18 protein-coding genes and 2 pseudogenes are annotated in these 21,512 nt (G+C 73.1%); 2 read left to right on the forward strand and 18 right to left on the reverse strand.

Annotation, left to right across the window (positions count from 1 at the left end; all coding sequences use genetic code 11):
- Positions 1 to 16: 16 nt before the first annotated feature.
- Entirely contained in the window at positions 17 to 469 is a 453-nt protein-coding gene (locus ACFY2K_RS37220) for a hypothetical protein (protein WP_375889914.1), read from the forward strand.
- Here ACFY2K_RS37220 and ACFY2K_RS37225 read toward each other — a convergent pair.
- The 5 genes and pseudogenes from ACFY2K_RS37225 to def all read right to left on the reverse strand — a co-directional run bounded on the left by ACFY2K_RS37225 (position 432) and on the right by def (position 4,380).
- A complete protein-coding gene (locus tag ACFY2K_RS37225) occupies positions 432 to 1,019 on the reverse strand; it encodes a hypothetical protein (protein WP_387717120.1) in 588 nt (195 codons plus the stop codon). The genes ACFY2K_RS37220 and ACFY2K_RS37225 overlap by 38 nt on opposite strands.
- An 88-nt stretch (positions 1,020 to 1,107) precedes the next feature.
- A pseudogene (locus tag ACFY2K_RS37230) lies at positions 1,108 to 1,197 on the reverse strand (MerR family DNA-binding transcriptional regulator); the annotation flags it as partial.
- Positions 1,198 to 1,321: 124 nt separating this feature from the next.
- Entirely contained in the window at positions 1,322 to 2,770 is a 1,449-nt protein-coding gene (locus ACFY2K_RS37235) for an RsmB/NOP family class I SAM-dependent RNA methyltransferase (RefSeq protein ID WP_375889917.1), read from the reverse strand.
- An 88-nt stretch (positions 2,771 to 2,858) separates the two neighbouring features.
- On the reverse strand, positions 2,859 to 3,797 hold the full coding sequence (gene fmt, locus ACFY2K_RS37240; protein WP_380524830.1) for a methionyl-tRNA formyltransferase: 939 nt from the start codon (positions 3,795 to 3,797) through the stop codon (positions 2,859 to 2,861).
- A 37-nt stretch (positions 3,798 to 3,834) separates the two neighbouring features.
- Complete coding sequence (def, locus tag ACFY2K_RS37245) at positions 3,835 to 4,380, reverse strand: peptide deformylase (protein ID WP_375889921.1); 546 nt, start codon at positions 4,378 to 4,380, stop codon at positions 3,835 to 3,837.
- 256 nt (positions 4,381 to 4,636) lie between these two features.
- Between def and ACFY2K_RS37250 the strand changes: the two are divergent.
- Positions 4,637 to 4,988, forward strand: a pseudogene (locus ACFY2K_RS37250) (hypothetical protein); the annotation flags it as partial.
- Positions 4,989 to 5,436: 448 nt separating this feature from the next.
- Here the strand turns inward: ACFY2K_RS37250 and ACFY2K_RS37255 are convergent.
- The 13 genes from ACFY2K_RS37255 to ACFY2K_RS37315 all read right to left on the reverse strand — a co-directional run bounded on the left by ACFY2K_RS37255 (position 5,437) and on the right by ACFY2K_RS37315 (position 21,511).
- Complete coding sequence (locus ACFY2K_RS37255) at positions 5,437 to 7,521, reverse strand: primosomal protein N' (RefSeq protein WP_380593315.1); 2,085 nt, start codon at positions 7,519 to 7,521, stop codon at positions 5,437 to 5,439.
- Between the two features lie 98 nt (positions 7,522 to 7,619).
- Positions 7,620 to 8,828: a methionine adenosyltransferase gene (gene metK, locus ACFY2K_RS37260; protein ID WP_375889924.1), complete on the reverse strand. Its 1,209-nt coding sequence runs from the start codon at positions 8,826 to 8,828 to the stop codon at positions 7,620 to 7,622.
- 172 nt (positions 8,829 to 9,000) lie between these two features.
- Positions 9,001 to 10,230 carry a bifunctional phosphopantothenoylcysteine decarboxylase/phosphopantothenate--cysteine ligase CoaBC gene (gene coaBC / locus ACFY2K_RS37265; protein WP_380524826.1) on the reverse strand — a complete coding sequence of 410 codons (1,230 nt, stop codon included), beginning with the start codon at positions 10,228 to 10,230 and terminating at the stop codon, positions 9,001 to 9,003.
- A 207-nt stretch (positions 10,231 to 10,437) separates the two neighbouring features.
- Positions 10,438 to 10,707, reverse strand: a complete 270-nt coding sequence (gene rpoZ, locus ACFY2K_RS37270; protein ID WP_188297240.1) for a DNA-directed RNA polymerase subunit omega — start codon at positions 10,705 to 10,707, stop codon at positions 10,438 to 10,440.
- 37 nt (positions 10,708 to 10,744) lie between these two features.
- Entirely contained in the window at positions 10,745 to 11,302 is a 558-nt protein-coding gene (gene gmk / locus ACFY2K_RS37275; RefSeq protein ID WP_387717124.1) for a guanylate kinase, read from the reverse strand.
- 49 nt (positions 11,303 to 11,351) lie between these two features.
- Complete coding sequence (gene mihF, locus ACFY2K_RS37280; RefSeq protein WP_030290269.1) at positions 11,352 to 11,678, reverse strand: integration host factor, actinobacterial type; 327 nt, start codon at positions 11,676 to 11,678, stop codon at positions 11,352 to 11,354.
- Positions 11,679 to 12,074: 396 nt separating this feature from the next.
- On the reverse strand, positions 12,075 to 12,908 hold the full coding sequence (gene pyrF, locus ACFY2K_RS37285; RefSeq protein WP_387717126.1) for an orotidine-5'-phosphate decarboxylase: 834 nt from the start codon (positions 12,906 to 12,908) through the stop codon (positions 12,075 to 12,077).
- Between the two features lie 50 nt (positions 12,909 to 12,958).
- Positions 12,959 to 14,062, reverse strand: coding sequence for a quinone-dependent dihydroorotate dehydrogenase (locus tag ACFY2K_RS37290; protein WP_387717128.1), 1,104 nt, complete (start codon positions 14,060 to 14,062; stop codon positions 12,959 to 12,961).
- Positions 14,063 to 14,199: 137 nt separating this feature from the next.
- On the reverse strand, positions 14,200 to 17,508 hold the full coding sequence (carB, locus tag ACFY2K_RS37295) for a carbamoyl-phosphate synthase large subunit (protein ID WP_375889933.1): 3,309 nt from the start codon (positions 17,506 to 17,508) through the stop codon (positions 14,200 to 14,202).
- Positions 17,501 to 18,658 (reverse strand): glutamine-hydrolyzing carbamoyl-phosphate synthase small subunit, encoded by a 1,158-nt coding sequence (gene carA / locus ACFY2K_RS37300; protein ID WP_387717130.1) that lies wholly within the window; start codon positions 18,656 to 18,658, stop codon positions 17,501 to 17,503. The genes carB and carA overlap by 8 nt, the downstream gene beginning before the upstream one ends.
- Positions 18,655 to 19,227: a hypothetical protein gene (locus ACFY2K_RS37305; protein ID WP_375889937.1), complete on the reverse strand. Its 573-nt coding sequence runs from the start codon at positions 19,225 to 19,227 to the stop codon at positions 18,655 to 18,657. Before ACFY2K_RS37305 ends, carA begins: the two co-directional genes overlap by 4 nt.
- Complete coding sequence (locus ACFY2K_RS37310; RefSeq protein ID WP_380524823.1) at positions 19,224 to 20,528, reverse strand: dihydroorotase; 1,305 nt, start codon at positions 20,526 to 20,528, stop codon at positions 19,224 to 19,226. Before ACFY2K_RS37310 ends, ACFY2K_RS37305 begins: the two co-directional genes overlap by 4 nt.
- On the reverse strand, positions 20,525 to 21,511 hold the full coding sequence (locus tag ACFY2K_RS37315) for an aspartate carbamoyltransferase catalytic subunit (RefSeq protein WP_375889941.1): 987 nt from the start codon (positions 21,509 to 21,511) through the stop codon (positions 20,525 to 20,527). The genes ACFY2K_RS37310 and ACFY2K_RS37315 overlap by 4 nt, the downstream gene beginning before the upstream one ends.
- Between the last annotated feature and the right edge of the window lies 1 nt (position 21,512).

Raw genomic sequence — 21,512 nt, forward strand, 5'->3', positions numbered from 1 at the left:
AGGGAGGTTGACCACCATGGACTCGATCCTCAGCTGCCACTGGCACGACCAGGACGGCGCGTGGGAACTGACCGTCCGTCGCAACGGACCGGCGTGGGAGCTGTTCGCGTCCGCTCCGTTCGGTTCGGAGTCACTCCCCTTCGCCGACCCGGACGAGGTCCGCCGGCTCGCCCAGACCCTCCTCGACCTGCCCGCCGAGCCCGAGCCGTACGAGTTCGAATGGACGCTCTCCCGGACGGACTTCGCCCACACCGAGCGGGAGCGCACCCTCTTCGCGACCCTCGCCGTCGGACTGGACCCCGACGACGGCCACCGCCCGTACCTCGCCTACCAGTCCTCCCACCACCTGCGCGAGTTCGCCGCGCTCGGCCTGGAGGTGATCTGCGAGGACCCCCCGGTCGACCACCTCCGCGCCCAGGCCCATGCCTTCCTCACCAACTGCCCGGCCCCGCCACCCCTCCAGCCGTAACCCCGCCCACCCGTACGGCCCGTACCGCCTGCGCTGCCCGCGCCGCCTGCACGGCCCGCACCGCCCAGTCCAGCACCTCACCCGAACTCTCCGGCGCCACCCACCCGTTGACGACCGCCAGCAACTCCAGGTACCGCTCCCGCCGGGGGTCCGCCATCGCCCGCAGTCGCCCCACCAGCCGGTCCACCAGCCGGTCCACCAGGCACTCCACCAGCCGCTCCGGCAGCCGGGCCCGCAGCTGCTCCCCCGCCCCGGCCCTGCCCACCAACTCCGCGTACCGCTCCAGCAGGACCGCGACCACCCGCGCCGCCTCCGCCGATCCCGGCTCCACCCCCGCCGCCACCGCCGGGCCGACCGCCCTCCGCACCAGCACGGCCAGTCCAGGCCGGGGCGGTGCACCGGTCGCACCCTCCGCCGCCTCGTCCTCCGCCAGTCCGCGCAACAGCTCCCGGAACCCGTCGTCCCCGGCCAGCAGCGCCAACTCCACCCAGGCCTCGACCTGTTCGTCCGACGGCCGCTCCGGCAGCCGGGGCGTCAGCGACTCGGCCACCCCACCCCAGCACCCCTCCGCGCCGGGCACCGCAGACCCGCCGGTGGCCGGCCGGGTTGCGGTCGGCCGGCGACACGATCCCCTGGTCCGAGTAGAACCGGACGGTCTTCACCGTCAGCCCGGTCCGCCGGGCCAGTTCACCGATGGTGAGGAGGGTGGGGAGCGCATCGCCGTTCATGCCCACCACCCTGCCGCCTCCCCCTACAGGAGGTGCAACCCCGGCAGCCCAGGCCCCGGCAACCCCAGCAGCCCAGGCGACCCGGGCGACCCGGGCCCCCAAGGCCGCCCGGGCGACCAGTGGCTCAGGCCGTCCGCCGCAGCAGCGCCAGGTACATCGCGTCCGTCCCGTGCAGGTGCGGCCACAGCTGCACGTCCGGCCCGTCGCCGAGCGCGGGAACGCCGGGCAGCAGCGGCCGGGCGTCGATCCACTCGACCCGGCCGCCCTGCTCGCGCAGCACGTCGTCGACCACCGCCCGGGTCTCCGCGAGGTGCGGCGAGCAGGTCGCGTAGCCGACCACGCCGCCGATCCGGGTGGCCTCGATCGCCGAGCGCAGCAGGTCCCGCTGGAGCGGGCCGAAGGCCGCGACATCGGCCGGCCGGCGCCGCCAGCGCGCCTCCGGGCGGCGCCGCAGCGCGCCCAGGCCGGAGCAGGGGACGTCGACCAGCACCCGGTCGAAGCCGCCGGAGCGCCAGGCCGGGCGCGTCCCGTCGGCCGCGATCACCGTGTACGGGCCGGGGTTGCCCTCCAGCGCCCGCGCCACCAGCCGGGCCCGGTGCGGCTGCTTCTCGCTGGCGACCAGTCCCGCGCCGCGCTCCGCGGCCAGGGCGGCGAGCAGGGCGGCCTTGCCGCCCGGGCCGGCGCAGCCGTCCAGCCAGAGCCGGTCCGGGCCGTCCAGCGGCGCGCTCGCGAGCGCCAGGGCGACCAGCTGGCTGCCCTCGTCCTGGACGCCGGCCCGGTTCTCCTGGACGGCGGTCAGCGCACCGGGGTCGCCGCCCTCGGCGAGCCGCAGCGCGAACGGGGACCAGCGTCCGGGCTCGGCCTCGGGCAGCACCTCGGCCAGCTCGCCGACGGTGGCCCGGCCGGGCCGGGCGACCAGGGTGACCTCGGGCCGGGCGTTGTCGGCCCGCAGCAGTTCCTCGATCGCGGTGCGCCCGGAGGCGTCCGGCTGCCAGCGGCCGAGCGAGTCCCAGAGGGCGGAGACCACCCAGCGCGGGTGCGAGTGCACGACCGCCAGGTGGTCCTCGGCGTCCTTGTCGTACGGCGGGGCGACCCGCTCGATCCAGGCGTCCAGGTCGTGGGCGCTGATCCGGCGCAGCACGGCGTTGACGAACTTGGCCTTGCCGTCGCCGAGCACCACCCGGGCCAGCTCGACGGTCGCCGAGACGGCCGCGTGGCTGGGGATGCGGGTGGTGAGCAGCTGGTGGGCGCCGAGCGAGAGCACGTCCAGCACCGGCGGGTCGACCTTGCTCAGCGGCCGGTCGATGCAGGCGGCGATGACCGCGTCGTAGGTGCCCTGGAGCCGCAGGGTGCCGTAGACGAGTTCGGTGGCGAGGGCGGCGTCGCGCCGGTCCATGCCCTTCTGCTCGGCCTCGCGGAGCAGGGAGGGCAGGATCAGGTTGGCGTACGCGTCACGCTCGTCGACGGCGCGCAGCGCGCGGAACGCGACGATCCGGGCCGGGTCCTTCTTGGGCCGCCGGTGCGGACGGGGGGCGCGCTTGGCGCCTGCGGGGGTGTTCGGGGGCGTGCTCACAGATACCTCAAAGTGCTGCGGTGGCTATTTTTCGTACGAAACATGCGGATCGTACGGATCAAACGAACAGTAACGCCAAACCGGAGGCTCAGCCTCCGAACCGCTCCCCGGCCTCCAGCCGCGCCCCGCGCGCCCAGTCGGCGGCCCGCATCTCCTTCTTCCCCTGCGGACGCACCTCCCCCAGCTCCAGGTCGTGGGAGCCGGTGCCGACCCGCACGCTGTTCTTGCCGACCATCGCGACCTCGCCCGCTGCCAGCTCGGCCGACTCCGGCAGCAGCTTGACCGGCCCGGTGACCTTGAGCCGCTCGCCCCGGAACTCCGTCCACGCACCCGGCGCGGGCGCGCAGCCGCGCACCACCCGGTCGATCCGCAGCGCGGGGTGGGTCCAGTCGATCCGGGCGTCCTCGACGGCGATCTTCGGCGCGAGGGTGACGCCCTCGGCGGGCTGCGGCACGGCGTGCAGCGAGCCGTCCTCGATGCCGTCCATGGTGGCCGCGAGCAGCCGGGCGCCGGAGAACGAGAGCCGGGTGAGCAGGTCGCCGCTGGTGTCGCTCGGGCGGACCTCCTCGGTGATCACCCCGTAGACCGGGCCGGAGTCCAGGCCCTGCTCGATCAGGAAGGTGGAGGCGCCGGTCACCTCGTCTCCGGCCAGCACCGAGTGCTGGACGGGGGCCGCGCCGCGCCAGGCGGGCAGCAGCGAGAAGTGCAGGTTGACCCAGCCGTGCTTCGGGATCTCCAGGGTGCCGGGGCGCAGCAGCGCGCCGTAGGCGACCACCGGGCAGCAGTCGGGGGCGAGTTCGGTGAGCCGGGCGACGAAGTCCGGGTCGCTGGGCTTCGCCGGCTTGAGGACCTCGATCCCGGCCTCCTCGGCGCGCTGGGCGACGGGGCTGGCGACCAGCTTGCGCCCGCGCCCGGCGGGGGCGTCGGGGCGGGTGACCACCGCGACGACCTCGTGCCGGTCGGAGGCGATCAGCGCGTCGAGGGCGGGAACGGCGACCTCGGGGGTGCCGGCGAAGACGAGACGCATCAAGTGCCTTTCTGCATACGGGAATCGAGGAACGAACTCAGCGTGCGGAGCCGAAGGTGCTGTGCGGCGAGACCTTGACGACGGGCGCCGGCCCGGTGCCCCAGTCGGCCTCCCGGATGGCCTTCAACGCGGCCTTGCGCTGCTCCCGGTCGAGCCGGTCGATGAAGATGATGCCGTCCAGGTGGTCGGTCTCGTGCTGGATGCACCGGGCGAGCAGCTGGGTGCCCTCCAGCGTGACCGGGTCCCCGTACATGTTGAAGCCCTTGGCCACCACGCCGTACGCGCGCTTGGTGTCGTAGCGCAGTCCGGGCAGCGAGAGGCAGCCCTCCGGGCCCTCCTGCTCGTCCTCGCTGAGCGACAGGTCCGGGTTGATCAGGTGCCCGGTGACGCCGTCCACGTGGTAGGTGAACACCCGCAGCGAGACGCCGAGTTGGGGCGCGGCGAGGCCGGCGCCGGGGGCGTCGAGCATGGTGTCGGTGAGGTCGGCGACCAGCCTGCGCAGTTCCTTGTCGAAGGTGGTCACCGGCTGGGCGCTGGCCCGCAGGACGGGGTCTCCGAAGAGACGGATCGGCTGGATCGCCACGGGGTACGGGCTCCTGTCCGGACTGGGCTCGGGCTGCGGGCAACGGCTGGTTCCCGCCAAGTCTATGCAACCCGCCCGGGCGCTCCGACGGGCCGTCCTCGGACGCCCGCACCGGCTTCTGGCATATCCCGAGTCTGCCGAGCCGCGTTACCCCGGCCCCCGCTTCGGCGTTGGTCAAGAGAGATTGACCGGGGCCGGGCGCACGGGACACCGCGCTCCGGCCGAGCTGAACCGTACGGAAGGTGGCACGTAGGCCATGGCCGAGCAGATCAACCACGACGCCCGGGCGCGGGCGAGCCTGCACCTGCTGGTGCGGGACATCGAGCGGGTGAGGCGCCAGGTCGACGCGCTGCGGACGCTCACCGCCCAGCTGGGCAACGTCTACCGACCCCGCCGGCCGAGCACCTCGGCCGGCTTCGTGGTGTACGGGCGGGCGCCCGCGCCGACCGTGCGCCTGGCGCAGGAGCTGCGGGAGAGCGTGGAGACCCTGGTGGCGGCGGCGGTCGAGTTCGACCGGGCGCTGGGCTTCTCCTGGGACTCGGTGGGCTCCGCCCTCGGGGTCACCAAGCAGGCGGTCCACCGCCGTTACGGGATGCGCCGCCCGACCAGCGAACTCCTCGCCGCCAGCGGCGCCGTCCCCGGCCCCGCCCGCCCGGACCGCTCCGAGGAGCTGCCCGTCCCCGCCGAGCGCAGCGGCGGCCTGGCCGCCACCGTCCCGGCGGCCCGCCAGGGCGGCCTGGACCGCTCCAGCCTGGAGCGCAACACCCTGGACCGCACCCCGATGGACCGCACCCACGTCGGCACCCCCGTCGACCGGACGCCCCTCGACCGCACCCCCGTCGGCGCCCCCGTCGACCGGACGCCGCTCGACCGCACCCCCGTCGACCGCGACCGCACGCCCGCCGAGCGCCCGCCGACCGGCATCCCCCTCCGCGGCTGACCACCCGCGCCGCCGACCGGGCCGCCCCGGGGCGGGGTGGCCCACTCACCCCGCCCCCGCAGGTCCGTCACCCCCGCCGGCCACCACCGGTCAGCAGCCCCCAGCCACCCCCACCGCTACCCGATGTCCGTCGGATCCACCCGCACCCGCACCGGCTCCGGCGTCCGCAGCGCGATCCGCGCGATCTGCGCCGCCTTGAGCGCCGCCGCCAGCGCGGCCCCCTGCCCGGGCGCCACCCGCAGCAGCGCCCGCTCCTGCTCCTCCCCGCGCAGCGCGGGCACCGGCACCGGGCCGAGCACGTCCGCGCCCTCCGGCAGCCGGATCAGGTTCAGCAGGTCGGCGACGGCCGCCGGGCTCCCGCTGACGGCGGCCATCCGCGACACCGGCGGGAAGTGCAGCTGCGCCCGTTCGTCCCGTTCCAGCCCGGCGTGCCCCAGCGGGTCCCAGCGGACCAGGGCCTGCACCGGCCGGGCCGAGGGCTCGGCGACCACGACGACCGTCCCGCCCTCCCCGGCGGGCCGGGCCAGGGCGGCGGCGGCCAGCCAGAGCCGCAGGGTCTCCTCCCCCGCCCGCAGGTCGGGCCGGCCGAGCAGGGCCCAGCCGTCCAGCAGCAGCACCGCCCCGTACCCGGAGCCGCCCTCGACCACCGGCTCCGCGCCCGGGGTGGAGATCACCAGCGAGGGCTCGTCCGGCACGGTGTCCAGCACCGCGTCCCGCCCCGAGGTCCGGACCGGGATCCGCGGGAACGCCTTGCCCAGTTCCTCCGCGGTGCGCCGGGCGCCGACCACCTGGGCCCGCAGCCGGAAGGAGCCGCACTCGGGGCAGTGCCAGTCGTTCTCCGCCTCCCCGCACCAGCCGCAGCTGAGCGGGGCGTCGGCCGAGGGCGCCTCCAGGGGCCCTTCGCAGCGCCGGCAGCGGGCGGGCGTGCGGCAGCGGCCGCAGGCGAGCCGGGGCACGTAGCCGCGCCGGGGCACCTGGATGAGCACCGGGTGCCCGGCCGCCAGCGACTCCCGGGCGGCCTCCCAGCCGACCGAGGGCAGCCGGGCGGCCTGGGCGGCGGCGTCCCGGTGCTGGTCCTGGTCGGTGACGGTCCGCACCCGGGGCGCGACCTGCCGCACCGTCTCCCGGTCGGCGACCAGCGGCCGGGCCCAGCCGGTGGCGACCAGCTGGGCGCCCTCCACGGTCACCGTGTGCCCGCCGAGCAGCACGGCCGCGCCCTCCTCGGCGGCGCGCAGCAGCGCCACCTCGCGCACGTGCGGGTGGGGGGCGCGCGGGTCGCTGTGGCTGCCGTCCCCGTCGGACCAGACCACGACGAGGCCGAGGTCGCGGACGGGCGCGAACATGGCGGCCCTGGTCCCGATCGCGGCGTGCACCGAGCCGCGGCTGACCGCCAGCCAGCGCCGGTAGCGCTCGCGCGGGCCGAGGTCCGCCTCCAGTGCCATGTGCATCCCGGGGCCGAGCAGCTCGGTCAGCGCCCGGTCGACCCGGGCGACCGAGCGGCGGTCCGGCAGCACGACCAGGGCGCCGCGCCCGCCGGCCAGCGTCGCCGCGACCGCCCGGGCGATCTCGTACGGCCAGCCGGGCCCCGGGAGCGCCGCCCACACCGCCCGCGGCGAGCCGCCGTCGGCCAGCGCGGTGAGGAAGTCCGGCCCGGCCGGGTAGCGCTGCCAGCCCCCGGGCGCCGGGGCCTGGGGGCGCGGCAGCGGCGCCGGGGAGGGCTCGGCCTCGGCCTTGGCGTGCCGGGGCGGCACGGCGAGCTGGAGCACGTCGGCCAGCGTCCCGGCGTACCGGTCGGCGACGGTGCGGCAGAGCCGCAGCAGCTGCGGGCTGAGCACGGGTTCGGGCGAGAGCACCTGGGCGAGCGGGGCGAGCGGGCCGGCGAAATCGCTCTTCTCCAGCCGGGCGACGATGAACCCGTCGTGCAGTTCCCCCCCCTCGCGCTGGCCCTTGACCACCCGCGCTCCGAAACGCACCCGCACCCGGACGCCCGGCTGGGCCTCCTCCGCCATCGCGGCGGGCACCTCGTAGTCGAAGAGCTTGTCGATGGTGAGCACGCCCTTGTCCACCACGACCCGGGCCACCGGCAGGTGCTCGGCCCGTTTGGCCCCGCGCCACGACCGGGGCTTGGCCCGCTTGACCGTCTCCCGGATGAACGCCAGCTGCTCCGGCTCGGCGCCCCCGTTCTCCCCTGTGCTGCTCATCGCTCCCAAGTACTACCAGGTCACACCGACAGGACGCACAAAGCGGAGCGGCGCCCACCCCGCGACGGGGGTGGGCGCCGCTCGGCAGAGCCGGGACGTCAGTCCTGGACGGCAGCCTTGAGCTGCTCCACGCGGTCGGTGCGCTCCCAGGTGAAGTCCGGCAGCTCACGGCCGAAGTGGCCGTACGCGGCGGTCTGGGAGTAGATCGGGCGCAGCAGGTCCAGGTCGCGGATGATCGCGGCCGGGCGCAGGTCGAAGACCTCGGAGACGGCCTTCTGGATGCTGAGGACCGGGACGGTCTCGGTGCCGAAGGTCTCCACGAACAGGCCGACCGGCTCGGCCTTGCCGATCGCGTACGCGACCTGCACCTCGGCGCGGCGGGCGAGGCCGGCGGCAACGATGTTCTTCGCCACCCAGCGCATCGCGTACGCGGCCGAGCGGTCCACCTTGGACGGGTCCTTGCCCGAGAAGGCGCCGCCACCGTGGCGGGCCATGCCGCCGTAGGTGTCGATGATGATCTTGCGGCCGGTGAGGCCGGCGTCGCCCATCGGGCCGCCGATCTCGAAGCGGCCGGTCGGGTTGACCAGCAGGCGGTAGCCCTCGGTGGTCAGCTTGATGCCCTGGTCGGCCAGCGCCTTGAGCTCCGGCTCCACGACGAACTCGCGGATGTCCGGGGTGAGCAGCGACTCCAGGTCGATGTCACTGGCGTGCTGGGTGGAGACGACCACGGTGTCGAGGCGGACGGCCTTGTCGCCGTCGTACTCGATGGTGACCTGGGTCTTGCCGTCGGGGCGCAGGTACGGGATGGTCCCGTTCTTGCGCACCTCGGTGAGGCGGCGGGAGAGGCGGTGCGCCAGGGTGATCGGCAGCGGCATCAGCTCGGGCGTCTCGTCGGACGCGTAGCCGAACATCAGGCCCTGGTCGCCGGCGCCCTGCTTGTCCAGGTCGTCCTCGTCGCCCTCGACCCGGGCCTCGTACGCGGTGTCGACACCCTGCGCGATGTCGGGCGACTGGGCACCGATGGACACCGACACGCCGCAGGAGGCGCCGTCGAAGCCCTTCTTGGAGCTGTCGTAGCCGATCTCCAGGATCTTGTCCCGGACGAGCTGGGCGATCGGGGCGTACGCCTTGGTGGTCACCTCGCCGGCCACGTGCACCTGGCCGGTCGTGATGAGCGTCTCCACGGCGACCCGGGAGGTCGGGTCCTCCCGCAGGAGAGCGTCAAGGATGGTGTCGCTGATCTGGTCAGCGATCTTGTCGGGGTGTCCCTCGGTCACGGACTCCGAGGTGAACAGGCGGCGAGACACAGCGCTCCCTGGGGTTGCAGCGGCTGCTGACTGAAGGCCCCCGGCGAACCGGGGACATCCGGAAAGACTTGATTCCTGGAGTCTAACCGGCTGCTTCCGCCGAACGTCACCCGCTTCCGGAAATCAAGAACGTTCTCCAGCGGGAATCCATCGGGAATCGAGCGGGAATCGATCAGTTCCGACCCGATTCCAGCCGCTTTGCCACCAGATCCCAGACCACGTCCGCGAGCACCTCCTTGGGGCCCACCGGTACGGGGGTCTCGGTGCCGTCCGCGCCCAGTACCACGGCCTCGTTGACGTCCTGCCCGAAGGCCTTGCCGTCGCCCACCTCGTTGACCACCAGCAGGTCGCACCCCTTCCGGGCGAGCTTGGCGCGGCCGTTGGCGAGCACGTCGTCGGTCTCCGCCGCGAAACCCACCACCAGTTGGCCCGAACGGGGGCGGTGCGCCGACAGTTCGGCCAGCACGTCGGGATTGCGGACCAGCGCGACCGGCGCCGGCTCGACCCCCTCGACCTTCTTGATCTTGCCGGTGGCGTACTCGGCGGGCCGGAAGTCCGCCACCGCCGCGGCCATCACCACGGCGTCCGCGGCCGCGGCCGCCGCCAGCGCCGCCTCGCGCAGCTCCAGCGCGGTCGAGACGTGCACCACGTCCACCCCGGCCGGGTCGGGCAGCTCGGCGTTGGCAGAGACGAGGGTCACCCGCGCCCCGCGGGCCGCGGCGGTCACGGCGAGCGCGTAGCCCTGCTTGCCGGAGGAGCGGTTGCCGAGGTAGCGCACCGGGTCAAGCGGCTCCCGGGTGCCGCCGGCCGAGACCACCAGGTGCCGGCCGGCCAGGTCGGTCGGCACCGCCCCGCCGCGGCGCAGCACGGCCCGGCAGGCCTCGAAGATCGCGCCGGGCTCGGGCAGCCGCCCCTTGCCGGTGTCCTTGCCGGTCAGCCGCCCGACGGCCGGCTCCAGCACGATCACGCCGCGGCGGCGCAGGGTGGCGACGTTCTCCCGGGTGGCGGGGTGCTCCCACATCTCGGTGTGCATCGCGGGCGCCACCACGACCGGACAGCGGGCGGTGAGCAGGGTGTTGGTGAGCAGGTCGTCGGCGAGCCCGTGGGCGGCCTTGGCGATCAGGTCGGCGGTGGCGGGGGCGACCACCACCAGGTCGGCCTGCTGGCCGATCCGCACGTGCGGCACCTCGTGCACGCGCTCCCAGGTCTCGGTGGCGGCCGGGCGGCCGGAGAGCGCGGCCCAGGTGGCCTCGCCGACGAAGTGCAGCGCCGCCGCGGTGGGCACCACGGTGACCTGGTGGCCGGACTCGGTGAACCGGCGCAGCAGCTCGCACGCCTTGTAGGCGGCGATCCCGCCGCTGACACCGAGGACCACGCGGGGGGCGTCCGCACTCGCGCTCATCTACCGGCCTTTCTCCGCATCGGGCACCCGACAGATCGGGAACCCGCCCACCCTACGACCCCTCGACGATCACTCGCACCGTGCCCCACCCCGACCGGGGGACGGCGAGCGGAGAACGCCGGAGGGCCCGGCGACCCCTACCGGAAAACGCCGGAGGGCCCGGCGGAAGAATTCCGCCCGGCCCTCCGGGGAAGTTGCGGGGCTGCCTCAGGCGGCGCCCTCGACCGCCTCGGCGGTCAGCATGCCGGCGTTGATCTCGCGCAGCGCGATCGACAGCGGCTTCTCGTGCACGTGGGTGTCGACCAGCGGGCCGACGTACTCCAGCAGGCCCTCGCCGAGCTGGGAGTAGTAAGCGTTGATCTGGCGCGCGCGCTTGGCGGCGTAGATCACGAGGCTGTACTTCGAGTCGGTGGCCTCAAGCAGCTCGTCGATCGGCGGGTTGATGATGCCCTCGGGCGCGGTCATGGAAGAGGACACGCGAAAACCTTCCGAAAGGGTGGAAAAGACTGACAGGTCAGGCTACACCGAGCAAGGCTAGCAGTTCGGCCGCTACCTGCTCGACGGAGGTGTTGACAAGGGTTGTGTCGAACTCGGTCTCGGCCGCGAGCTCGATCGTGGCCGCCTCCAGCCGCCGCTCGATCACGTCCTGCCGCTCGGTGCCCCGGCCGGTCAGCCGACGGACCAGCTCGTCCCAGCTCGGCGGAGCCAGGAAGACCAGCTGGGCGTCGGGCATCGACTCGCGCACCTGGCGGGCGCCCTGGAGGTCGATCTCCAGCAGGACGGGCTCACCGCGCTCCAGCTTCTCCAGCACCGCCGCGCGCGGGGTGCCGTAGCGGTTCCCCGCGAACTCGGCCCATTCCAGCAGCTCGCCGTTGGCGATCAGCTTGTCGAACTCGTCGTTGTCGACGAAGTGGTACTGGACCCCGTTCTTCTCGCCGGGCCTCGGGTGACGGGTGGTGGCCGACACCGAGAGCCAGACCTCGGGGTACATCTTCCTCATATGAGCGACGACCGTGCTCTTGCCGACCCCCGAGGGGCCGGAGAGCACGGTCAGCCGCGGACGCTCACTCATGCACCGATTATCCCGGATCGCGGACGATCCTGGGACCACGGGGGCACGGTCAGGCGGCGCCACCGCCGAACTCCCGCTCCAGGGAGGCGATCTGGTTCGTTCCGAGACCGCGGACACGGCGGCTCTCGCTGATGCCGAGGCGCTCCATGATCTGCTTGGCACGAACCTTGCCGACGCCCGGAAGGGACTCCAGCAGGGCCGAGACCTTCATCTTGCCGATGACGTCGTTGTCATTCTTGCCGGCCTTGATCACCTCGTGCAGGGAGGCGCCGGAGTGCTTGAGCCGGTTCTTGACCTCGGCGCGCTCCCGGCGAGCCTCGGCGGCCTTGGCGAGCGCGGCGGTGCGCTGTTCAGGGGTAAGGGGCGGAAGAGCCACGCCGTTCACCTCAGGGTGTGGAAGGAAGGGATTGAGCTATGACTGGTTCGGTACCTAGGACACCGTCCGCAAGGGGAGCCCAATGGGGAACCACAGGGCCCTGACCTGCGGGAGCTACGGGTTCGCGGCTCGCCGATGACCTATCGCCGGACACTACCCGGATTGCGGCGCCGCGTCAGGAAAAGAACACGAAAAGTCCTGGTCAGCCAAGGCCGACCAGGACTTTCCAGGGCAAAATGACCGCGATTGCGAGACTTTGGCGGGCTCGATGTGACGGCGCTCACGTCAACTCCGGTGCCGCCCCGCCGTCCTGCGGACACTGCGCACGGTCACCGATCGGCTACCGCGGCCCCACCGGCCGGACCGCTCCGGCCACTTGACGGCGTCCGCCGGTGCCTACTTGACGGCGTCCGCGAACTCGCCGACGAAGCGCTCCGCCGCCGCCCGCAGCGCCGGAACCGACGGCCCGTGCTTGAGCACGTCCCGGCTGACGCTCGGCACCACGTTGATCACCGAGGCGCCGAACACCCGCGGCAGGTCCGCCATGGTCGCACCCTGGGCGCCGATCCCGGGGGCCAGCAGCGGGCCGTTGATGGCCAGGTCCACGCCCGCGTCGGCCAGCGTCGCGCCGACCACCGCGCCGAAGGAGCCCAGCGGCGCGGCGTCCGCGTTCTCCGCCGCCAGCTGGCGCAGCACGGAGGCCGCGACCGGCTCGCCGTCCGCCCCGACGGCGCGCTGCACCTCGGCGCCCTCCGGGTTGGAGGTGAGCGCCAGCGCGAACACCCCGCAGCCCTGCTCGCGGGCCAGGTCGAGGGCCGGGCGCAGCGACCCGAAGCCCAGGTACGGGCTGACCGTGACGGCGTCCGAGAACAGCGGGCTGCTCGGCGACAGGAAGGCCTCCGCGTAGGCGGCCATGGTGGAGCCGATGTCGCCGCGCTTGGCGTCCATCAGCACCAGCGCGCCGGCCGCCCGGGCCTCCTCGACGGCCTTCTCCAGCACCGCGACGCCCTTGCTGCCGAAGCGCTCGAAGAAGGCGGCCTGCGGCTTGAGCACCGCGACCCGGTCGGCCAGGGCCTCCACCACGGTGCGGCTGAACGTCTCCAGCCCCGCGAGGTCGTCGCCGAGCCCCCAGGCGGAGAGCAGGGAGGCGTGCGGGTCGATGCCGACGCAGAGCTGGCCGCGGGCGTCGAGGGCCTGGCGCAGCCGGGCGCCGAACGGGGCGAGGGTCATGTCGTCCTTTCCAGGGGTGGTACGGCCTGCTGCGAGACCGGTCAGGGGGTTCAGGCGCCGCGGACGGCGCTGCCGACGGCCGCGGCGAGGTCGCGGAAGCCCGCGGCCCGGATCCGGGCGGAGAGGCCCTTGTGGATCCGGCGGCACCAGAACGGACCCTCGTAGATGAAGGCGCTGTAGCCCTGCACCAGGTCGGCGCCGTGGATGATCCGCTGCCAGGCGTCCTCGGCGGTCTCCACGCCGCCGACCGAGACCAGGGTCAGCCGGCCGCCGGTGCGGGCGCGCAGCCGCTGGAGGACCTCCAGGGCGCGGGCCTTGAGCGGGGCGCCGGACAGGCCGCCCATGCCGATCTCCTCGACCCGCTGCGGGTCGGCGAGCAGGCCGCCGCGGCCGATCGTGGTGTTGGTGGCGATGATGCCGTCCAGGCCCAGCTCCAGGGCGAGGTCGGCGACGGCGTCGACGTCCTCGTCGGCCAGGTCCGGGGCGATCTTGACCAGCAGCGGCACGTGGTGCGCGGTGGCGCGGTCGGCGGCCTCGCGCACGGCGGCGAGCAGCGGGCGCAGGTGGTCGACGGCCTGGAGGTTGCGAAGCCCGGGGGTGTTCGGGGAGCTGACGTTGACCACCAGGTAGTCGGCGTACTTGGCCAGCCGCTCGGTCGACTTGACGTAGTCGGCGACGGCGTCGGCCTCCTCGACCACCTTGGTCTTGCCGATGTTGACGCCGATCACCGGGGTGGAGCTGGTGTGCGGGCGGGCCGCCAGCCGGGCCGCGACCCGGGCCGAGCCCTGGTTGTTGAAGCCCATCCGGTTGATCAGCGCGCGGTCCTCGACCAGGCGGAACAGCCGGGGCGCCGGGTTGCCGGGCTGGGGCTCCCCGGTGATGGTGCCGATCTCGACGTAGTCGAAGCCGAGCATGGCCAGGCCGTCGATGCCGACGCCGTTCTTGTCGAAGCCGGCCGCGAGCCCGAACGGGCCGGGCAGGTCGAGGCCGAGGGCACGGGTGCGCAGCGCCCGGTCGCGCGGGGCGAGCACCAGCCGCACCAGGGTGCGCAGGCCGGGCACCGAGGAGGCGAGGCGGATCCAGAAGAAGGCCAGGTGGTGGGCCTTCTCCGGGTCCATCCTCTTGAAGACGAGGTCGAACAGGAACTTGTACAAAGCGGGATCAACTCCGAAGGCAGCAGCGGGTTCAGGGCGCGGGCGCAGCCCGTCGAAGGAAGGGTGGTGGCGGGCGACGGGCGGGCATACGAGTGGGGGGCACCAATCCGGCTCCGGTGCCCCCCACTGCGGTGGTGCTACTTGCGGCCGGCGTTGATCAGCTCGGCGTGCTCCTGGAGCGACATCACTCCGACCTCGTCGCGCAGCAGCGCGTCCATGCCCTGGACGGCCGCGCCCATCGCCTGGACGGTGGTCAGGCAGGGCACCCCGCGGGAGACCGCCGCGGTGCGGATCTCGTAGCCGTCCAGGCGCCCGCCGGTGCCGTACGGCGTGTTGATGATCAGGTCGACCTCGCCGTCGTGGATCAGCTGGACGATGGTCTTCTCACCGTTCGGGCCCTCGCCCTCGCTGTGCTTGCGCACCAGCGTGGACGGGATGCCGCCGCGCTGGAGCACCTCGGCGGTGCCGGCGGTGGCGAGCACCTCGAAGCCGAGGCCGACCAGCGCCCGGGCCGGGAAGACCAGGTTGCGCTTGTCCCGGTTGGCGACCGAGACGAAGACCTTGCCCTTGGTCGGCAGCGCGCCGTAGGCGCCGGCCTGGGCCTTGGCGTAGGCGGTGCCGAAGACCTTGTCGATGCCCATGACCTCACCGGTCGAGCGCATCTCCGGGCCGAGCACGGTGTCCACGCCGCGGCCGTGGATGTCGCGGAAGCGGCTCCACGGCATCACGGCCTCCTTGACCGCGATCGGCGCGTCGGCCGGCAGGGTGCCGCCGTCGCCCTCGGCCGGGAGCAGGCCCTCGGCGCGCAGCTCGGCGATGGTGGCGCCGAGCGAGACCCGGGCGGCGGCCTTGGCCAGCGGCACCGCGGTCGCCTTGGAGGTGAAGGGGACGGTCCGGGAGGCGCGCGGGTTGGCCTCCAGCACGTAGAGGATGTCCCCGGCCAGCGCGAACTGGATGTTGATCAGGCCGCGGACGCCGACACCGCGCGCGATGGCCTCGGTGGAGGTGCGCAGGCGCTTGATGTCGTAGCCGCCGAGGGTGATCGGGGGCAGCGCGCAGGCGGAGTCGCCGGAGTGGATGCCGGCCTCCTCGATGTGCTCCATGACGCCGCCGAGGTAGAGCTCGGTGCCGTCGTAGAGCGCGTCGACGTCGATCTCCACCGCGTCGTCCAGGAAGCGGTCGATCAGCACCGGGTGCTCGGAGATCAGACCGGCGTGCCGCTCCAGGTAGGACGCGAGCGAGGCCTCGTCGTAGACGATCTCCATGCCGCGGCCGCCGAGCACGTAGGACGGGCGGGCCAGGACGGGGTAGCCGATCTCGTCGGCGATCGCCTTGGCCTCCGCGAAGGAGAAGGCGGTGCCGTGCTTGGGGGCGGGCAGTCCGGCGTCGCGCAGCACGCGGCCGAAGGCGCCGCGCTCCTCGGCGAGGTCGATCGCCTCGGGCTGGGTGCCGACGATCGGCACGCCGTTGTCCTTGAGCGCCTGGGCCAGGCCGAGCGGGGTCTGGCCGCCGAGCTGGACGATCACACCGGCCAGCGGACCGGCCTGCTGCTCGGCGTGGACGATCTCCAGCACGTCCTCCAGGGTGAGCGGCTCGAAGTAGAGCCGGTCGGAGGTGTCGTAGTCGGTGGAGACGGTCTCCGGGTTGCAGTTGACCATGACGGTCTCGAACCCGGCCTCGGCCAGCGCGAAGGAGGCGTGCACGCAGGAGTAGTCGAACTCGATGCCCTGGCCGATGCGGTTGGGGCCCGAGCCGAGGATGATCACGGCCGGCTTGGTGCGCGGGGCGACCTCGCTCTCCTCGTCGTAGGACGAGTAGAAGTACGGGGTCTTGGCGGCGAACTCGGCGGCGCAGGTGTCGACGGTCTTGAACACCGGGCGGATGCCGAGCGCGTGGCGCACCTCGCGGACGACGTCCGGGCGCAGGCCGCGGATCTCGCCGATCTGCTGGTCGGAGAAGCCGTGCCGCTTGGCGTGGCGCAGCAGCTCGGGGGTGAGCTCCTCGGCCTCGGCCAGCTCGCCGGCGATCTCGTCCAGCAGGAAGAGCTGGTCGACGAACCACGGGTCGATCTTCGTGTACTCGAAGACCTCCTCCGGGGTGGCGCCGGCCCGGATGGCGTCCATCACGGTGTTGATCCGGCCGTCGGTCGGCACGGTGGCCTTGACCAGCAGCTCGGTCTTCTCGCCGAGCGGGCTCGTCCAGGTGAACTGGGAGCCCTTCTTCTCCAGCGAGCGCAGCGCCTTCTGCAGCGCCTCGGGGAAGTTGCGGCCCATGGCCATGGCCTCGCCGACCGACTTCATGGTGGTGGTCAGCGTGGCGTCGGCGCTCGGGAACTTCTCGAACGCGAACCGCGGGACCTTCACCACGACGTAGTCGAGGGTCGGCTCGAAGGAGGCCGGGGTCTGCTCGGTGATGTCGTTGGGGATCTCGTCCAGGGTGTAGCCGACGGCCAGCTTGGCGGCGATCTTGGCGATCGGGAAGCCGGTGGCCTTGGAGGCGAGCGCCGAGGAGCGGGAGACGCGCGGGTTCATCTCGATGACGATGACCCGGCCGTCGTCGGGGTTGACGGCGAACTGGATGTTGCAGCCGCCGGTGTCGACGCCGACCTCGCGGATCACGGCGATGCCGATGTCGCGCAGGATCTGGTACTCGCGGTCGGTGAGGGTCATCGCCGGGGCGACGGTGATCGAGTCACCGGTGTGCACGCCCATCGGGTCGAAGTTCTCGATGGAGCAGACGACCACGACGTTGTCGTTCTTGTCGCGCATCAGCTCCAGCTCGTACTCCTTCCAGCCGAGGATGGACTCCTCCAGGAGCACCTCGGTGGTCGGCGAGAGGGCCAGGCCCTGGCCGGCGATCCGGCGCAGGTCCTCCTCGTGGTGGGCGAAGCCGGAGCCGGCGCCGCCCATGGTGAAGGAGGGGCGCACCACGACCGGGTAGCCGCCGAGCGTGTCGACGCCGGCCAGCACCTCGTCCATGGTGTGGCAGATGACCGAGCGGGCGGACTCGCCGTGGCCGATCTTGGCCTTGACGGCCTCGACGACGCCCTTGAACAGCTCGCGGTCCTCGCCCTTGTTGATCGCCACGACGTCGGCGCCGATCAGCTCGACGCCGTACTTCTCCAGCGTGCCGGCGCTGTGCAGCGAGATCGCGGTGTTGAGCGCGGTCTGGCCGCCCAGGGTCGGCAGCAGCGCGTCGGGGCGCTCCTTGGCGATGATCTTCTCGACGAAGTCCGGGGTGATCGGCTCGACGTAGGTGGCGTCGGCGATCTCCGGGTCGGTCATGATCGTGGCCGGGTTGGAGTTGACCAGCACGACCCGCAGGCCCTCGGCCTTGAGGACGCGGCAGGCCTGGGTGCCCGAGTAGTCGAACTCGGCGGCCTGGCCGATGACGATCGGGCCGGAGCCGATCACCAGGACGGACTTGATGTCACTGCGCTTAGGCACGCTGGCCCTCCATGAGCTTCACGAAGCGGTCGAACAGGTAGGCGGCGTCGTGCGGGCCGGCGGCCGCTTCGGGGTGGTACTGCACGCTGAAGGCGGGGACGTCGAGTGCCTGGAGGCCCTCGACCACGTCGTCGTTGAGGCAGACGTGGGAGACCTCGACCCGCCCGTAGGGGGTGTCGCTCACCTTGTCCAGCGGCGCGTTCACGGCGAAGCCGTGGTTGTGGGCGGTCACCTCGACCTTGCCGGTGGTGCGGTCCTGCACCGGCTGGTTGATGCCGCGGTGGCCGTACTTGAGCTTGTAGGTGCCGAAGCCGAGGGCGCGGCCGAGGATCTGGTTGCCGAAGCAGATCCCGAAGAACGGGGTCGCCCGCTCCAGCACGCCCTGCGCGACGGCGACCTGGTGGTCGGCGGTGGCCGGGTCGCCCGGGCCGTTGGAGAAGAAGACGCCGTCCGGGTTGACGGCGTAGACGTCCTCCAGGGTGGAGTCGGCGGGCAGCACGTGCACCTCGATGCCGCGCTCGGCCATCCGCTGCGGGGTCATCGCCTTGATGCCGAGGTCCAGCGCGGCGACGGTGAACTTCTTCTCACCGACGGCGGGCACGATGTACGGCTCGGTGGTGGCGACCTCGGCGCACAGGTCGGCGCCCTTCATCTCGGGCGACTGCTGAACCCGGGCGAGCAGGGCGGCCGGGTCGGCCAGCGCCTCGCCGGAGAAGATCCCGCAGCGCATCGCGCCGCGCTCGCGCAGGTGGCGGGTCAGCGCGCGGGTGTCGATGCCGCTGATGCCGACGACGCCCTGGCGGGTCAGCTCCTCGTCCAGCGAGCGGCGGGAGCGCCAGTTGGAGGCCACCCGGGCGGGGTCGCGCACGACGTAGCCGGCGACCCAGATCTGCTTGGACTCGTCGTCCTCGTCGTTCCAGCCGGTGTTGCCGATCTGCGGCGCGGTCATCACGACCACCTGGCGGTGGTACGACGGGTCGGTGAGGGTCTCCTGGTAGCCGGACATGCCGGTGTTGAAGACCGCCTCGCCGAAGGTCTCGCCGGTCGCGCCGTAGGCCTGGCCGCGGAAGGTCCGGCCGTCCTCCAGGACGAGCACGGCCGGGATGCGCTCCCGCCGTTGGCGCTGCGTGGTGGGGGCAGGTGCGGTCATTGCGCGGCCTCTTCCGTCTTCTTCGTCTTCGTGGTACGTGTTGCGAGCTCGTTGATCGCCTCGACCCAGGCGGCGTGCTCGTCGGGGTGGTCGGCCCGGAAGCCGGAGTCCAGCTCGGTGCCCTCGTGGGCCCAGGTGACGACCAGCAGTCCGGAGGGGACGACCTTCCCGGCGATCCCGGAGTCCGTCCGGGCACCGGTGAGGTGCTCGGCCGGGATCCAGAAGTCGACGTCGCCGGGGCGCTGCACCAGCAGCCCGTCCGTGCCGAGGGTGAGGTCGGCCCGGCTGCGGGTGCCCAGGCCGTGCGCGACGACCCGGTCGAGCCAGTTCCCGGCGGTGGTGCTGCCGTGGTACCGCCCGCTGGTCTCCAGGATGGTGCGTCCGGCGCGGGCCGGCACGGCGGGCAGCGGCGGGATCCCGGACTGCAGGGTCCGGCGCCAGTTCCAGCCCTGGCGCATCAGCCAGTAGATCAGGCCGATGACGAGCATCAGTCCGACCGCCCAGCCGATGTAGTCCGGCCAGTCGGTGACCCTCGCCTGCTCCCTGGCCAGCGACGCGTAGCCGGTCACGCCAGGCCGCCCTGCTCGGCCGGCTCGCCGGCCAGCACGGTGGCGCGGCCGCGCAGGAAGGTGGCGTGCACCCGTCCGGGCAGGTCCATGCCCTTGTAGGGGGTGTTGCGGCTGCGGGTGGCGAAGCTCTCGGGGTTCACGGCCCCACGGTACGCGGGATCGAAGAGCACCAGGTTGGCGGGCTCACCCACCGAGATCGGCCGGCCGTGCCCGGTGAGACGGCCGATCCGGGCCGGGCGGTGCGACATCCGGTCGGCGACGCCCTCCCAGTTCAGCAGGCCGGTGTCGACCATGGTCTGCTGGACGACCGACAGCGCGGTCTCCAGGCCGACCATGCCCATCGCGGCCACGGCCCACTCGCAGTCCTTGTCCTCGGCCGGGTGCGGCGCGTGGTCGGTGGCGACGGCGTCGATGGTGCCGTCGGCCAGCGCCTTGCGCAGCGCCTGGACGTCCTCGGCGGTGCGCAGCGGCGGGTTCACCTTGTACACCGGGTCGTAGGAGCGGACCAGCTCGTCGGTGAGCAGCAGGTGGTGCGGGGTCACCTCGGCGGTGACGTCCCAGCCCTTGGACTTGGCCCAGCGGACGATCTCGACCGAGCCGGCCGTGGAGAGGTGGCAGACGTGCAGCCGGGAGCCGACGTGCGCGGCGAGCAGCACGTCGCGGGCGATGATCGACTCCTCGGCGACGGCCGGCCAGCCGCCGAGCCCGAGCTCGCCGGAGACCTGGCCCTCGTTCATCTGGGCGCCCTCGGTCAGCCGCGGCTCCTGGGCGTGCTGGGCGACGACGCCGTCGAAGGCCTTGACGTACTCCAGGGCGCGGCGCATCAGCACCGCGTCGTCCACGCACTTGCCGTCGTCGGAGAAGACCCGGACGCCGGCCGCGGACTCGTGCATCGCGCCGAGCTCGGCGAGCTTCTTGCCGCCCAGGCCGACGGTGACGGCGCCGACCGGCTGCACGTCGCAGTAGCCGGCCTCCTGGCCGAGCCGCCAGACCTGCTCGACCACGCCCGCGGTGTCGGCCACCGGGGTGGTGTTGGCCATCGCGTGCACGGCGGTGAAGCCGCCCATCGCGGCGGCCCGGGTGCCGGTGAGCACCGTCTCGGCGTCCTCGCGGCCGGGCTCGCGCAGGTGGGTGTGCAGGTCGACCAGGCCGGGCAGGACGATCATGCCGGTGGCGTCGATCTCGATGTCCGCCTCGACCGCCAGGCCGGTGCCGATCTCCTGGATGACGCCGTCGGCGAGGTGGAGGTCCTGCGGGGCGCCGCCCAGGATCTTGGCGTTGCGGATCAGGTAGCTGGTCACTGGGCGGTCTCCACGGAGTCGGTGCGGGGGGCGGCGGCGGTGTCTGCGAGGGTGGCCCCGCCGAGCAGCAGGTACAGGACGGCCATCCGGACGGAGACGCCGTTGGCGACCTGCTCGACCACGGTGCAGCGCGGCGAGTCGGCGACCTCGGCGGTGATCTCCATGCCGCGGACCATCGGGCCGGGGTGCATCACGATGGCGTGCCCGGGCAGCTGGGCCATCCGGAGGCCGTTCATGCCGTAGCGGCGGCTGTACTCGCGCTCGGTCGGGAAGAACGCGGCGTTCATCCGCTCGCGCTGCACCCGCAGCATCATCAGCGCGTCGGTCTTGGGCAGCACGCTGTCGAGGTCGTAGCTGACCTCGCAGGGCCAGTTCTCGATGCCGATCGGCAGCAGGGTCGGCGGGGCGACGAAGGTCACCTGGGCGCCGAGGGTGGTCAGCAGGTGCACGTTGGAGCGGGCGACCCGGCTGTGCAGGATGTCGCCGACGATGGTGACCCGGCGCCCGGCCAGGTCGTTGCCCAGGCCGGCGTTGAGGTGGCGGCGCATGGTGAAGGCGTCGAGCAGGGCCTGGGTGGGGTGCTCGTGGGTGCCGTCGCCGGCGTTGATCACGCTGCCGTGCAGCCAGTCGGACTGGGCCAGCCGGGCCGGCGCGCCCGAGGCGTGGTGGCGGATGACGACCGCGTCGGCCCCCATCGCCTGGAGGGTGAGCGCGGTGTCCTTGAGGCTCTCGCCCTTGGAGACCGAGGAGCCCTTGGCGGAGAAGTTGATGACGTCCGCGGACAGTCGCTTCTCGGCGGCCTCGAAGGAGGTCTTGGTGCGGGTGGAGTCCTCGAAGAAGAGGTTGACGACGGTGCGGCCGCGCAGCGTGGGCAGCTTCTTGACGGCCCGGCCGGAGAGCTGGGCGAGCTCCTCGGCGGTGTCCAGGATCAGCAGCGCGTCGTCGCGGCTGAGATCGGCGGCGGAGACGAGGTGGCGCTTCACG

Source organism: Kitasatospora sp. NPDC001309 (genome assembly GCF_042896295.1).
Classification (GTDB): Bacteria; Actinomycetota; Actinomycetes; order Streptomycetales; family Streptomycetaceae; genus Kitasatospora.

Coding starts and splice junctions, on each gene's coding strand:
- ACFY2K_RS37220 (WP_375889914.1), top strand. CDS start 17: ATGGACTCGATCCTCAGCTGCCACTGGCACGACCAGGACGGCGCGTGG.
- fmt (WP_380524830.1), bottom strand. CDS start 3,797: ATGCGTCTCGTCTTCGCCGGCACCCCCGAGGTCGCCGTTCCCGCCCTC.
- ACFY2K_RS37255 (WP_380593315.1), bottom strand. CDS start 7,521: ATGAGCAGCACAGGGGAGAACGGGGGCGCCGAGCCGGAGCAGCTGGCG.
- coaBC (WP_380524826.1), bottom strand. CDS start 10,230: ATGAGCGCGAGTGCGGACGCCCCCCGCGTGGTCCTCGGTGTCAGCGGC.
- gmk (WP_387717124.1), bottom strand. CDS start 11,302: ATGAGTGAGCGTCCGCGGCTGACCGTGCTCTCCGGCCCCTCGGGGGTC.
- pyrF (WP_387717126.1), bottom strand. CDS start 12,908: ATGACCCTCGCCCCGTTCGGCGCCCGGCTGCGCCAGGCCCTCGACGCC.
- carA (WP_387717130.1), bottom strand. CDS start 18,658: ATGACCGCACCTGCCCCCACCACGCAGCGCCAACGGCGGGAGCGCATC.